The sequence below is a fragment of the Bifidobacterium sp. LH_389 genome, from assembly GCF_056357235.1.
Genome location: NZ_JBKEVR010000003.1, coordinates 209,118 through 223,097 on the forward strand (window position 1 = coordinate 209,118; position 13,980 = coordinate 223,097).

The 13,980-nt window shown below is 65.4% G+C and carries 13 protein-coding genes; all 13 read right to left on the reverse strand.

The window, feature by feature from the left end; translation table 11 throughout:
* Positions 1-28 precede the first annotated feature (28 nt).
* Positions 29-1,111: a helix-turn-helix transcriptional regulator gene (locus AC1AZA_RS05005; protein ID WP_476513646.1), complete on the reverse strand. Its 1,083-nt coding sequence runs from the start codon at positions 1,109-1,111 to the stop codon at positions 29-31.
* A gap of 208 nt (positions 1,112-1,319) precedes the next feature.
* Positions 1,320-1,748, reverse strand: a complete 429-nt coding sequence (locus AC1AZA_RS05010; protein WP_476513647.1) for a DUF3592 domain-containing protein — start codon at positions 1,746-1,748, stop codon at positions 1,320-1,322.
* A 127-nt stretch (positions 1,749-1,875) separates the two neighbouring features.
* On the reverse strand, positions 1,876-2,262 hold the full coding sequence (locus AC1AZA_RS05015) for a DivIVA domain-containing protein (protein WP_476513648.1): 387 nt from the start codon (positions 2,260-2,262) through the stop codon (positions 1,876-1,878).
* A 9-nt stretch (positions 2,263-2,271) separates the two neighbouring features.
* A complete protein-coding gene (locus tag AC1AZA_RS05020) occupies positions 2,272-2,724 on the reverse strand; it encodes an HIT family protein (protein ID WP_476513649.1) in 453 nt (150 codons plus the stop codon).
* A 132-nt stretch (positions 2,725-2,856) separates the two neighbouring features.
* Positions 2,857-5,259: a UvrD-helicase domain-containing protein gene (locus tag AC1AZA_RS05025; protein WP_476513650.1), complete on the reverse strand. Its 2,403-nt coding sequence runs from the start codon at positions 5,257-5,259 to the stop codon at positions 2,857-2,859.
* A 246-nt stretch (positions 5,260-5,505) separates the two neighbouring features.
* On the reverse strand, positions 5,506-6,210 hold the full coding sequence (locus AC1AZA_RS05030) for an amino acid ABC transporter permease (RefSeq protein WP_476513651.1): 705 nt from the start codon (positions 6,208-6,210) through the stop codon (positions 5,506-5,508).
* A 1-nt stretch (position 6,211) separates the two neighbouring features.
* Entirely contained in the window at positions 6,212-6,904 is a 693-nt protein-coding gene (locus tag AC1AZA_RS05035; RefSeq protein WP_476513652.1) for an amino acid ABC transporter permease, read from the reverse strand.
* A 9-nt stretch (positions 6,905-6,913) separates the two neighbouring features.
* Positions 6,914-7,660: an amino acid ABC transporter ATP-binding protein gene (locus AC1AZA_RS05040; RefSeq protein ID WP_476513653.1), complete on the reverse strand. Its 747-nt coding sequence runs from the start codon at positions 7,658-7,660 to the stop codon at positions 6,914-6,916.
* Entirely contained in the window at positions 7,657-8,772 is a 1,116-nt protein-coding gene (locus AC1AZA_RS05045; protein WP_476513654.1) for an NAD/NADP octopine/nopaline dehydrogenase family protein, read from the reverse strand. The genes AC1AZA_RS05040 and AC1AZA_RS05045 overlap by 4 nt, the downstream gene beginning before the upstream one ends.
* Before the next feature lie 135 nt (positions 8,773-8,907).
* Positions 8,908-9,801, reverse strand: a complete 894-nt coding sequence (locus AC1AZA_RS05050; protein WP_476513655.1) for a transporter substrate-binding domain-containing protein — start codon at positions 9,799-9,801, stop codon at positions 8,908-8,910.
* Positions 9,802-10,037: 236 nt separating this feature from the next.
* Positions 10,038-11,492 carry a hypothetical protein gene (locus AC1AZA_RS05055; RefSeq protein WP_476513656.1) on the reverse strand — a complete coding sequence of 485 codons (1,455 nt, stop codon included), beginning with the start codon at positions 11,490-11,492 and terminating at the stop codon, positions 10,038-10,040.
* Positions 11,493-11,653: 161 nt separating this feature from the next.
* Entirely contained in the window at positions 11,654-13,099 is a 1,446-nt protein-coding gene (locus AC1AZA_RS05060) for an amino acid permease (protein ID WP_476513657.1), read from the reverse strand.
* Positions 13,100-13,201: 102 nt separating this feature from the next.
* Positions 13,202-13,816, reverse strand: coding sequence for a TetR/AcrR family transcriptional regulator (locus AC1AZA_RS05065; protein ID WP_476513658.1), 615 nt, complete (start codon positions 13,814-13,816; stop codon positions 13,202-13,204).
* Between the last annotated feature and the right edge of the window lie 164 nt (positions 13,817-13,980).

Consider the following 13,980-nt stretch of genomic DNA (forward strand, 5'->3'; position numbering starts at 1 on the left):
GGCGCGGGGCGCGGTGAGCTTCTCGCTGCTACTTGTCGAAGCGATCCTTGAACAGGCCGGCAACGATGCCGGTGACGGCGCACAGCAGGCCGCCGATCACCCATGACATCCAGAACGGCGATCCGGGAACGAGGAACAGCAGTGTCAGGCCGACGATCGTGGCGATGAGCATGATAATGCCGCTCAGGGACCCGGACAGCTTTGCGGATCGCGACGCGTCCCCGGAGCGCTTGCGTTGCTCCTGTCCGGATTCCCTGTTGTAGCCGTCGATGTTCAGCATGGCGCGCCGCATGCCGCAGTAGACGAATCCGAACACCGCGGCCGCGGACAGCAGTAGCATGACCGCGTTCGGCCATCCGGCGCCGATCTCCAGTACCGTGTCCGCGTACTCGGACACCGCGATGCCGATCAGGATCTCCGCAATGCCCGTCACTACGCCGACCGCCGTCATGCGCGTCTCGCGGGAACGGTCGTCTTCCGTGTAGAAGTCCTCGACGTACGGGTGCCGGCGCCTGAAGTCGCTGTGCGCCATGCCGCCCGGAATAAGCAGTGCCAAGCCGACGATCACGCCCACGCCGATGCAGACGAACATGAGGAAGTCGTTGAGCGGGCTGTCGCCGATGATCGAATGCTCCGAGTCGAAGAGGTTGGCGACGCCGACGCCCGCGATGATCGCCGCGACGCCGGATGCGATCAGCAGTGCGAAACTGCGACGGTGGGCATCGTAGCCGGTGATGTCCTTCGGCAGGGCTGTGGTGATGGTCGGTGTGCTCGGCTGTGCGCTCTCTCGTACTTCTAAGGGCGTTGTTGTTGCGGCGGCCTCGCTGCGCGTTTCGTTGCCGTTGCCGTCGGCGGTGAGGCGAGGACTGGGGTTGGCCGCGGCGGGCGTCCCTGTGGCCGTCGCCGGCCGATTCACGTCGCCGAGCACCAGATCGTCGAGCGTGCAGCCGAACAGGTCGCAGATCGCCAGCAGCTTGTCCATCTCGGGATACGCCTTTTCGGATTCCCATTTCGAGATCGCCTGCCGCGAGACGCCGAGCAGCATGGCCAGCTGCTCCTGCGTCATGTTGCGCCTTGCCCTCAATGTCTGCAGATTGGTGCGGAAGCTCATCGTCATCATCCCCCTAACCGGTGGTTTCATCTTGTCATGTTGTCGCGTTTGCCGCGCTGTCGTGTCTGAACGATGATTCCACTGTGGCACTGCATCGCCATCGCCGCCACCATCTTGCGGTTGCAATGGCGAAACGCAACCGCAATTGCGATCGGAATCGTGCGCAACCGTGGCGCAACCGGCGGTTGCATCGGCGGAATTCCGCCGTCTATGCGAACGCCGCCCCCACCGCCGTGCCGATGCCTAGACCCACGAACAGCAGTCCGAATATGGTCAGGAATCGGTGGAGGGACCCGGTGCGGTCGTAATCCGGCAGATAGGCGGTCTTGGGCTCGAGCGGGTCGTAGGCGACGGCGACCCGGTCTGGGACGCTCAGCGCCGGGCTCCTGCCCGTGGACGTTGACAGCTTCTCGTAGTCATGCCCGTCGACCTGATACTCGATATGCGCGGTCCATGTGACCGTACCGTTGTCAACGTCCCGCTCGACCCGCGTCACCCGTCCTTCCCCGGACGCGGTGCAACGTGCGTGCCGCTCCTCCGTGCGGCGTTTGGCGAACAGGCTGACCAGCGCGAAATTCAGGCCCAGCAGCATGAAAAAGCCGCCGACGGCGAGTAGCGTGAAAGCGTTCGAAGACATAATGACCCCCCCTGATCTTCTGCCTGATCCTCTGTGATCCAGCGATTCCAGTATCTCACGGGGTGACGCCGGCAGCCGGTGTTCGGGCCCGGCCGTTACGCCGGGGCCGAGGGTTCCCGTACGTCGCTTAACGCAGCAGCGTGCCCCACTGCTCCTTGGTGATCATACGGAGCCGTGCGCGTGCTGCATCCCGCGCGTAGTCGGATACGTACTCGCTGCCGGCCACCTGCAGCAGCAGGAGTACTCGCTGCAAGCCGAGCCCGAGCGCACGGCCGCTGTCCAGCTCGTTCGCGATGCGTTCCAAGGCCTCGTCCACCTGTGTGATGTTGTAGCCGCCGTGCCTCACCGTCGGCAACTGCGATTGCTCGCGGCGCACGTCCTCGCCGCGCATGGTGCCGTTGCCGTCGAGCGCATCGGAAATGCGGTCCAGCAGATCGTCTACGGCCTCGGTGTCGTATCCCTGCCGCAGGCCGGTCGTGGAGAATGTGATGTTGTTGATGGCGGTGGTGCTCATGGCATTATTCTAATCAGTTGTCTGGCTGTTCGGCGCATCGGGCTCGGCATCGCGGGGCCGGCGCATGCGACGCCATGCTTCGTCCAGTGGGATTGTGCGCTCGGGCAGGGCGGGCCATGTGTCCAACCCGTCGCCATGCGCGCGGGGCAGCAGATGCACATGGAAATGAGGCACCGATTGCGCTTCCGCGAACGAGGTACTGAGCAGGTCCACCCCGTCGAACCCGCAGTCCGCAACCAAGTGGCGTGAGACGCGCTGCGCCAGCTCGGTCACCGCCCGCAGGGATTGGGGATCGCAATCGAGGATGTTGACCGCATGACGTTTGGGCACGACCAGAAGGTGGTAGTCGGGCCGATCGTCAATGGACACGAAGCACAACGCCAGATCGGATTCCTCGATCAGCCGGCATGGCGCATCGCCGTGGACGATGGCGCAGAATATGCATTCGCTCATTGTTGGCATCCCCTCGCTCCGCGTGTGGGACGGTGTCGCCGGTGCAGCTGGCGCCGGCCGCTTCCGTCTTCCGATCATACGCTCGGGCGCAGGAACGGCGACGGGACCGCGGGAGACGGCTGGCAGCAGTGCGTGCGGCGTTCAGGCAGCGGAACAGGTGTAGCGGCAGACCGGCCAGTTGGAGCAGCCGTAGAATTCGTGCGGTTCGGCACCGCGGTTGCCGTGCGCACTGCCTGCTCCGGCACCGCGCAGCACGAGAGCCTCGCCGCAGTCGGGGCATCGGGGCGGCAGCTTCACGCCGCGGAACAAGCCGGACAGTTCCGGCACGGCGGGACAGACACCATCGCGCAGTTCGTAGATGAACCGCGACGGACGACGGCGGTCGACCACCAGAAACAGCCGCTTCACACAGCGGGTCATGGCCACGTAGAACAGCCGGCGCTCCTCCGCGTACGGGAACGGCTCCACGGCCGGCAGCAGCAGCCCGAGGATCGGCTCGTCCGGCAGGGCGCTGGGGAATCCGTGCGCGCCGCCGGACGTGGCGAGCAGGAATACGAAATCGCGTTGCAGGCCCTTGGACTTGTGCACGGTCATGAACTCGATGCGCAGGTCCGGCCGGTCGCGGAACCCGAGGACGTCTGGGCTGCCGGGTGGCGGGGCGAACGCATGGTCGCGGTCGGCGGCCAGAAAGCGGTCCAGATCATCGGCGTACCGGCCGAGCAGCAGCACCGAAGCGTTGCGTGGCAGGCGGACAAGCTGGGCGGTTACCGCCGCAAACCGGGCCTGCATCTCCGCGTGCTCGTCGGCGCCGATCGGCCCCTTGCCGCACAGCACGCCGATCGGGCGCTCCCGGCCGGAGGAACGCGCCGGATGCGCCGGGTTTGCCGGATGCGCGCTGTTTGCCGGATGCGCGTCGTCTGGGTTTACGTCGTCGGAATGCATGCCGCCGGATTGTTCGCTGACGGAATCCGCGCTGCGCAGCCGCTTGGCGTACAGGCTCGGGTCCGCCATCACGAACCGTCCGCTCGCCTCGATCAGCGCACCGCGGAACCGCCGCGTGACGGTGATGCGGAACAGACGCGTCGGCCCCCAATCGCGCCACAGCCGGTCGAAGTCGAGGATCAGGCTCACGTCGCTGCCGGCGAACCGGTAGATCGACTGCCAGTCGTCGCCCACGGCGAACAAGCTGCAATCCCTTCCGTGTTGCCCGGCCTGCTCGCGCAGGGCCCGGAGCAGCTCGTAGCGCGGGCGGGACATGTCCTGATACTCGTCGACCAGAATGTAGCGGAACGGGCTGGCGTAGCGATCTTCGCGCACCAAGCGGGTCGCTTCCGTGATCATGCCTGCGAAATCGATGGCATGGTTGACCGCAAGGTACCGCCGGTACGCGGCGTGGAGCGGGGCCACGAAGTCGATGAAACGGGCGATGCGGGCGCGGGTGAGAGCATGTTCGCGCTCCTCCCGTGTGTGCCCGCGGTTCCGCCGGCGCAGATCCGTCACGGTGAGTCCGCCGGCTCGCATATGCCCGATGACCGTCCGCGCGGCGGCGAGCAGATGCTCGGCGCACTGGGCGAATGCGGGATCGGCAAGCGGGTCAAGGCCGGACGCCGGGGCAAGGGCGGCTTCCGGAGTGATCGCGGCGGCGGTATCGATCGTCTCGGCGGGGTCGGTCGCGGCGATACCCGCGGCGCTTGACCGGCCTTGTTCCGGACTGCCCCACGTGGCCCATGTGCGGTACTTCTCCGCCACAGATTCCGGCATGAGCGCCAGCATGGTCCGACGGTACCGCTCGTTGCCCGGGCCCGCGATCCGCGCGGCGAACTCCTGCCTCACCGCCTTGTCCAGTGCTGCGGCATCCGCCACCTTCGGCCGAGGACCGCCTTCCGTGTTCGCTTTTCTGCAGATTTCCAGACCCAGACCGTGGAACGTGCCCGCATGCACGTTCTTCCCGGTCTGCCGGCGGATGCGCTCGGCCATTTCCGCGGCGGACGCCCGGGTGAATGACAGTACCAGAATCTCCTCCGGCGTGGCGCGACCCGTGGCGAACAGCCAGGCCGCATAGCCGGTGATCGTGGTGGTTTTGCCGGTCCCGGCGCCGGCCAGCACCAGCGTGTTGGGACCCGCTCCCGCAATGGCCGCTAGCTGCTCGTCGCTCAGCTCATGCCCTTCGACAGGGCCGATCGCAGCGCGCGCAGCCTCCAGCTTGACCTGCGACGGCCTGCGATGAGCCTTCAGCTGCGGTCGGGCAGCGGCGGTGCTCTGTTCCGGCTGCTGCCGGACGGATCGCGGTGACCGGCGTCCGGCCGCCGAGGCTTTCCTACGGGTACTTGCCGGTTTCTCCACCGTGCTCCTGCCTCGCGGCGATGCGCCTGCTGTCTGCACGGACCGGGCGTCCGCCGCCTGCTTCCGGACTTCCGTACGTGCCGCCTTCCGGGCCGCTTCCCGTGCCGTCTCGCGCGCCACCTCTTCCGGATTCGGGCGCAGCAGGATGTGCAGCACGTCGCGGATCAGGGCGAGCATCTCCATGGCAACCTCCGCGGTCATGCGGCCGTCCATGACGGCAGTGGGCAAGCAAACGAGCGCCCATTGTACCCGAGCGTCCGCGGTGCTCCGCGTTGGTGCCCCGCGGTGTCAACGGCGATGGAGGACTCGCAAGTATGCAGATATTCCCTGCGCTTGCCATGAAGCGCCCCCGCCGAACGGAATTGGTGGCGATTCGAGACACTGCAGCACGGTTTTGCGTCTCAAATCGCCACCAAATTCCGCAACGAAGCTATGCCGGGCAGACCTCTACGCCCGCGTGCGCACCACGCGCTTGAGCACCTGCTCGATGAGCGCGAACACGGCGAACATCACCACGGCGATGATGAGGTACACCACCAGCGCATCCGTGTAGATCTCCACGAACTTGAACGTGACGGAGGCCGTGATGGTGGCGCGTGCCATGATGTCCATGACGGAAATGGTGTAAAGCAGGGACGTGTTCTTCAGCATGTCGATGGTGGAATTCGACAGGTTCGGCACCGCGTTGAGGGCCGCCTGCGGCACGATGATGCGCAGCAGGGCGACGAACGGCGGCAGATTGAAGGATCGGATGGCTTCGCGCTGCCCCTCGTCCACGGTGTAGTACGCGGATTTGAAGATCTCGCAGAAGTACGCGCTCGCATACAGCGTGAACGTGACGAGCGCCACGGTGTTCGGGTAGATGGTCACGTTCGCGGCCACGGCCGGGTCGTGCTGAATGAGTGCGGAGATGCGCGGCAGGCCGTAGCACACCACGTACAGTTGGACGAGGATGGGTGTGGAGCGGATGAGCGAGACGAACAGGCCGACGATGGTGTTGAGCACGGGGATGGCCTTGATGCGCACGGCGGACAGCAGCCCGCCGACGAACACGCCGAGCAGCGCGGACACGAGCGTGACCCAGATGGTGACGGGCGCGGCGGCAAGGATCTCGCCGAAATGGTCGATGGCGTATTGGGTGTCGAACGTCATGTCAGGCCACCTTCTTGCGGGAGACGCGGTACAGGGCGTCCAGTCCCTTGTCGATGATCACGGCGATGGCCCAGTAGATGAGCATGAGCGCCAGGAAGATCTCCAGCTGCCACAGGCCGAAGTCGTCCGCGGCCAGCGTGTTCGCCCGCTCGTACATGTCCATGATGCCGATGGTGAACAGGATGGAGGATTGCTTGATGGCCGTCACCAGAAGGTTGCCGAAGTTCGGCAGGCTGTTGATGAGCGCCTGCGGGATGAGGATGCGCCGGTAGTACTGGAACCGCGGCAGTCCGAGCGACTGGGCGGCTTCGACCTGCCCGGCGTCCACCGCGTCGAACGCGGCGCGCATCATTTCCTCGAAGAACGCGGACAGGCTCATGGAGAACGCGATGAGCGCGAACACCAGCGGGTCCGAGGAGTCGAACTCCACGCCCCACGCCTGCAGCAGCAGTGGGATGCCATAGTAGGAGATGAACAGGAGCAGCAGCAGCGGAGTGCCGCGCAGCAGCCAAACGTAGGCGGTGACCAGCACCTGCAGCGCCTTGACGCGCGTGCGGTACAGGCAGGTGAGTAGCGTGCCGATCACGCAGGCGATGAGGAACGACGCAGCCACGATGCCCAGCGTGTACGGCAGTTTGGCGAGCAGCGGCGGGAACGCGTTGAGGAACTCGGAAACGTTGAAATACGTGTTCATCGTGCGGTCCTAACGCCTGGCGTCCAGCGTGTAGCGGGACAGGAACTCGCGGGTGCGCTGCTGTTGCGGGTCGTCGAACAGCTGCTCGGGAGCGCCCTGCTCCACGATCACGCCGTCCTCCATGAAGACGGTCTTCGAGGAGATGCGCCGGGCGAGCGCCATTTCGTGGGTGACGATGAGCAGCGTTTGCCCCTCCGCCGCCAGATTCTCGATGGTGCGCTCCACCTCGCCCACCAGCTCCGGGTCCAGCGCCGAGGTCGGCTCGTCCATGAGCAGCAGCTTCGGGCTCACCGCGAGGGCCCGGGCGATGCCGACGCGCTGCTTCTGACCGCCGGACAGCTCCTTCGGGTACGCGTTGCGCTTGTCCGCAAGTCCCACCTTATCCAGCAGACCCATGGCCAGCTCGTTCGCGTCCCGCTTCTTCATCTTCTTGACGTAGATGAGCGCCTCCGTCACGTTCTGCAGCGCGGTCAGATTGGCGAACAGGTTGTACGACTGGAACACCATGGCGGTCAGGGAGCGCACGTGGGCGATCTCCTTGCGGGTGGCGTGCGCGAAGTCGATGTGCGTGCCGTCGATGTCCAGCGTGCCCGAGTCGGCGCGCTCCAGGAAGTTGATGCACCGCAGCAGCGTGGTCTTGCCGGAGCCGGAGGGGCCGATCAGCGAGACGACCTCACCATCCTGCTGATCGAAGGAGATGGACTTGAGGATGGCGTGGTCGCCATAGCTTTTGGTGATGTTCGTGACTGCGATCATCGGGAATCCTTTGCTTCTGCGGTTGATGCTGCTTCTACGGGGCGTGCCTCGGGCCGGTAGACGGCGTCGATGAGCTCGCGCGTGAACGCCGGACCGTGGAACGCCGTGCCGAAATAGTCGCTGTACAGGGCCAGCAGCATGGCGTCGGTCGGGGTCGGCACGCCAAGGAGACGCCCGAGCGAGACGAGCGGCGCCACACCGTACGGCACGTCCTCCTGAATGAACCGATGCCCGACGGACGCAGGCCCCAGGACCCCACGGTAGACGGGACTGCTGCGGAACAGCTCCCGCAGCGTGGGGTAGTCGCTGCCCCAGAAGCCGTTGAGCTGCCGGACGATCGGCGTGTAGGCGACGCCGAGGGCCCGGGCCAGGGCGTGCCGCTCGCGGTCGATGCACCCCACCAGACGCTCGGTGCGCTCGGTGAATCCGTCCGTGAGCATGTGGAACGTGACGCCCTGCTCGATCTTCGTCATGTTGAGCAGGCACACCGGGGCGTGGATGATCGGGTTCGGCGCGGACAGCGAGGTCTCGAACACCGAGCCGGCGTATTCGACCTGTGCGTACAGGTCCTCCAGCAGGGCGCGGGCGGGGCCATCCACCGCAGGGCCTGCAAGCGCTGAGGCGACGGTGATGGAGGTCTTGATCGCGCCGATGTGCAGCGTGAGCCCGTCGTGCAGGGCCACGTACGGCATGCCGGCGCTCTCGCAGATGTCGCCGCGGAAGGCCTCGCGTGGGCCGTCGCCGTCCGGATTCGCGCTGCGGCGCACGTCCAGCGCCTCCAGGGCGCCCCAATTGCCGTTGAACACCAGCAGGTTCACGGGCCGACTCTCGCTCGCCGCCGTGGCGTACAGAGCCTCGAACACGGATCGATGCGCATTGGCCCATGTGCAGACCACCGTCACCTCGCCGTGGCGGACGATCCTTGCCATGTCGGTCGTGGTCGGGATGCGGTAGGAGCCGGCCAGCTCGCCGGTTACCGTCAGATCATGCGCGTTGAAGGTTTGCTCCTTCCCGCTGTCGCGCGTGTACAGCAGCGGCTCGTGCCCCCGGGCCAGCAGATGCACGGCCAGTGCCAGCCCCGTGTTGCCCGCGCCGATGATCGAAACCTTCACCGTCGTCTTCCTCTCCGTTATTGCCGCTCTTTCGTTGTTGCTTCTCCGCTTCCGAAGCGCAGTTCAGGCTCCGACGCCCGCGGAGGGACTTCGGAGCCTGAACCATGGAATCATGCCGATGCCGGCCGGTGCACGTCACTTCCAGTAAATGACACTGTCCACCTTGTCGGCGCCGTTGAGCTTGAACACGTCCTCGCCGTACCACTGCTGGGACAGGGCGGACAGCGTGCCGTCTTCGCGGAACTCCTTCAAGACCTTGTCCACGTCCTCACGCAGCTGCTTGGTCTTGTCGCCCTTGTTGTACAGGAACACGGTGGGGAACAGGCCGATGGAGTCGGTCAGCTGCAGGTTGAGGTTCAGGTCGTCCTTGATGCTCTGGTACGAGGTGTACGGGTAGATGGCGGCGTCGTACTTGCCGGCGGCCACGGCCTTGAGCGTGTCGGCCACGGTGGCGGACTTTTCGGTGGCGCCCTGGAACTCGATCTTGTTGTCCGGGTGCGACTCGTTGTACTGGTTGATCAGCGTGTAGCGGGCGTCGTCGGTGGGGATCGGGGCGAGCTGCTTGCCGGACTTGGCGAGGTCCTCCAGCGAGTTGATGCCGGTTTCGTCGGTGCGGATGATGAGTCGCGCGTCGCTCAGGCTGGTGAGGTTCTGCGAATAGTCGAAGGTGTTGAAACGCTCGGCGGTGCCGTAGAAGTGGCAGGTGCCGAGCTGGTACTTGCCACTCTGCAGACCGGTGAGCAGGGCGTCCTGGGCGAGCGCCGTGTACTTGAACTCGTACTGCGGCAGCTTTTCGTCGATCTTCTTGAGCAGTTCGAAGTCGTAGCCGGTGTAGTTGTCGCCGTCGGCGAAGGTGTAGGGCTTCTTGCCGGTCACGCCGGCCACGTTGATGGTCTGCACGTCTGCGCCGCCGTTCTGGGAGCCGGACGCGTTGGAGCCGTCGTTGCCGGAGCCGCAGGCCGTCAGCGAGATGACGGTGACGGCGGCCGCCGCTGCGGCGATCAGTTTCTTGGCGGTGAATGCGAACATGATGGGGCCTCTTCCTCTTTCCTCTCATGGAACTGCTCCGGAGGGCAGGCTTGCGCATGCCCTCTCAATGGGACGGAACTGTACCAAAGGATTGACGTGCAGGGGCCGGCGGCGCTATCGCCGTTGCCTGTGGGCCGTTATAACCGTGGGATATAGGGTGACAGAAGGGGGCGGTGGCTACTTCGGACCCACCGACCCGCCGGACCCGTCGCTCGGTTAGTTGCGTCGGTTGTGGCTCACCGGCCGGACGCGGATGCAGATGCCGGGCTCGCATCCGGCGCCGGATCGAGCCCGTGGCGGATGGCGATGCCCCAGATGAGCAGCGGAACGGCGGCGAAGGCGTACCCCTCGAACTGGATGTACAGGTAGGCCACGAGTACGAACCAGCAGACGGTGGTTTTGTTCCACGCGTTGCGGTCGGCTATGTGCCGCACGAGCAGGGCGATGAGCAATGCCAGTCCCGCGATCCCGTATTCGGTGAGGAAACTCGTGTAGGCGCTCATGGTCCACACGGTGTCCGAGGTCATGCTCGCATACCATGTGCGCGGGTTGCCCGTGTCGAGGTGCAGGGCGTCGAGGATGCCGATGGCCATGGCGGACCCGTTGTGCGTGGCGTCCGCGATGTTGCCCGCTCCGTAGCCGGTGAGCAGATAGATCGGGTGACGCAGGAGCCCGCACAGGGGGCCGAGGGACTGCCAGATGCGCGCGAAGAACGAGCCATCTCCTTCCATGCCGTTGGCCGCGATGGAGTTCAGCCGCCCGTTGATCGCGATGCTGACCGCGCCGACGAGTGCCGTGGCCGCCAGCCCGATCAGCCCGCGCTGCCGTGCCTGCGGGTCTCGCCACCGCACCCGTTCCACGATGACGATGATGATCGCGATCAGCGAGTCGAGGATGATGCGTACGCCCGCGCCCATGAGCACCGACCCGGCGGCGAACACGACGATGAGGTTCCGCAGTCGCTTGACGTAGATGCGGTCCAGGCTGCGCGTGAGCCACATGAGCGGCAGCAGTACGCCGAACAGGTGCATGCCGATGTAGCTCGGCTCCGCGAACAGGAACTGCGGCCGCCCGCCGCCCCAGCGCGATTCGAAGGGGATGTAGGAGCGGGACATGAGCTGATCGAAGTAGGAGCGCACCGAACCGAGGTCGAGCGCAATGGCGAGCCATTCGGCCACGCCCACCGCGAATGCGGACCAGTAGGCGACCAGAATCGTGCGTATGGCGTCCTGCCATGGCAATCGTTTGACTCGAATGGCGATGTCCATCGCGGCGAGCGTGCCCAGTGCGCCGGCTACGGCCGTCCAGCTTTCCGTCGCCGCCACCGGGTGGAAGGCGACGGTCGCCCAGCCGAGCCCGGACAGGACGATCAGCGCCGCGGGAAACAGGAACCAGACGCGGAAGTGCCGGTAGACGTTCGGTAGTTCGCGCCAGTTGACGAGTGCGTAGACGAGGAACAGCCACGGGGCGATCGGCGTCCAGAACGGGGCGTAGAAGCCGAGCCGCGTGCCGTCGATCGGCAGGGACAGCAGGGCCAGATAGAACAGCAGGTCGCTGCGGTCCGCGAGGGTCACGAAGTGCGTGCGCACCGGGCCGGACCATGCGATGGTCGGGAATGACCGGGGTGCGGAGGGCCGCGGAGGAGCCGGCGGCGACGGGGGATTGCGGAGCTGAGATTGTGACTGTGCCATCAGCGCCGATCGTACAACGCCCCGCAGGCGAAATCCGCAAACTGGAAAGAATGACCGCTTCTGAGCGCTCTGAATGCCCTGTTTTGCGGTCAAACTTTCCAGTCTGCGTCACAGCGCGCACAGATTGGAAAGTTTGACCACTGCCGCAGGGCGGAACGGCGCTACTTGCGGTCCACGAACCGGGAGGCCACGAACAGCACGGCCAGCCAGATCACGCCCGCGATCACAGCGACGCGGTAGCTCGCGGAGAAGCACATGAGCACCACCACAAGCGCCAGGAACGCGAGCACCGCCCACGGGGTGACGTGCGCGAACGGCAGTTTGAAGTGCAGGGCGTCCAGTGCTTCGGCGCCCGTGAGTCCGGAAAGTTCGCCCGGTCCGTTGCCGGCGGCGACCATGCGGCGGAAGTGCATTTCGGTGATCATGATGATCGTCCAGTTGATCACGCCGGCGATGGTGGCGATGGACATGAGGTAGTTGAATGCGAAGTCGGGCCATAGGAACACCACCACCACGGCGAGCGCGGTGATGACGGCGGAGGTGAGCACGCCGGCCACCGGCACGCCGTGCGCGTTGAGCTTGCCGAGGTAGGCGGGCGCGTTGCCCTGCTTGGCGAGCGAGTAGAGCATGCGGGAGTTGGCGTACAGGCCGGAGTTGTACACGCTCATGACGGCGGTGAGACACACGAAGTTGAGAATGCCGGCGGCCGCGTGCACGCCCACCGAGTCGAAGATCTGCACGAACGGGCTGGTCTCGCCGTCGATGGTGTTCCACGGCACCACGGCCATGATGATGCCGAGCGCGCCGATGTAGAACACGAGGATGCGCCAGATGATGTCGTTCGTGGCCTTGGGGATGGTGCGGTGCGGATCCGCGGTCTCGCCGGCGGTGATGCCGATGAGCTCGGTGCCGCCGAAGCTGAACATGACCACCACGAGCGCCATGAGCAGGCCGGTCCACTGGCCGTCCGCCGTTTGACTCATGAAGCCGTTGGGAAGGAAGCCGCCGCCCACGGTGAACCAGTTCGCGAAGGACGGCGTCACGCCGCTGACGGTGGAGACGCCCATGACGAGCACCACGAGGCCGCCGAGGATCATGGCGATCACGGCCACGATCTTGATGATGGCGAACCAGAATTCGAATTCGCCGAACTTGCTCACGCCCAGCAGGTTCGCGGCGGCTATCACCGCGAGGAAGAACGCGGCGGACGCCCACTGCGGGATGGTCGGGAACCAGTAGTTCACGAATTTGCCCACCACGGCAAGCTCCACCATGGACACGAGGATGTAGTTGAACCAGTAGTTCCAGCCGGAGATGAAGCCGGCGCGCTTGGACCAGTAGCGGGTGGCGTAGTAGCTGAAGGCGCCGGCCTTCGGGTCTTCCACGCTCATTTCCGAAAGCGCGCGCACGATCATGAAGATCGCGAGCCCGCCGATGAGGTAGGCGACCAGGATGCTCGGTCCGGCCAGCGCGATCGATTCGCTCGAGCCGTAGAACAGTCCGGTGCCGATGGCCCCTCCGAGCGCGATGAGCTGGATATGGCGGTTCTTCAGCGATTTGCGCAACGTGGCCGGCACTGGCACGTCGTCGGTCTCATGTGTGGTCATGTTTCTTCTTCTTTTTCTCTTTTGCCGTATTCGTCTTCCGTTGACGCTCCTGCGCAACAGCAGCATTCTACGGCTTCGGTATGGCGTCGACGTGCCCGGCACTCACTCCGCGGCCGCCGTGGGAGTTGCCGCGCCCGGCGCCGGACGCTCTGCGACGGCGGGGGTGGTCATGCCGTAGATCGTGCGTGCGATGGCTTCGGGGGAGTCGTGCAGGTCGGTGTCCATCCAGTGGCGGATCAGGCCGATGCTGCCGGAGACGACGAAGTGCATGCGGCGGTTGAGTTCTGCGGGGTCGTCGGCGTCGGTGCCCATGCGCGCTGCTACGGCCCTGCGCCCGTAGATCAGCCCGAGGAGACGTTCGGGGAAGTCGACGCCGGCTTTCTGGCTCATGAGGATTTGCAGGTGGCTGCGGTTGTCCGCGATGTACCGGCAGATGCGCAGGATGTCGCGCTCGATGTCTGCGGGGTCGGGGCGGGCGGTGATGCGGTCGAGCATGCCGGTGACCCATGCCATGGTGTCGTCCTCGATGTCGCGCAGCAGCTCCTCGACGGAATCGTAATGCGCGTAGAACGTGGAACGGTTCACGTCGGCGCGTGCGCACAGTGCCGTGACGCTGATTTCGGTGAGGGCGTGGTCGTGCAGCATGTCGATGAGTGCGTCGCTCATGGCCTGGCGCGTGTATCTGGTCCGGCGGCTCTCGGTGAGCGGTTTGGCCATGGGTATTCCTTTCCTGCTTGCGCTACCTGGCGCATGCGGCGCGCAAACCCACAGTTCGCAAACCGACTGTCGGTTGCGAAACCAACAGAGTGTTGGTTCACTTAAGAAGTGTAGCAGGATTTGGCACTGCGTGCGTCTTAGGGATGGCCGGATGCGGATGGGAG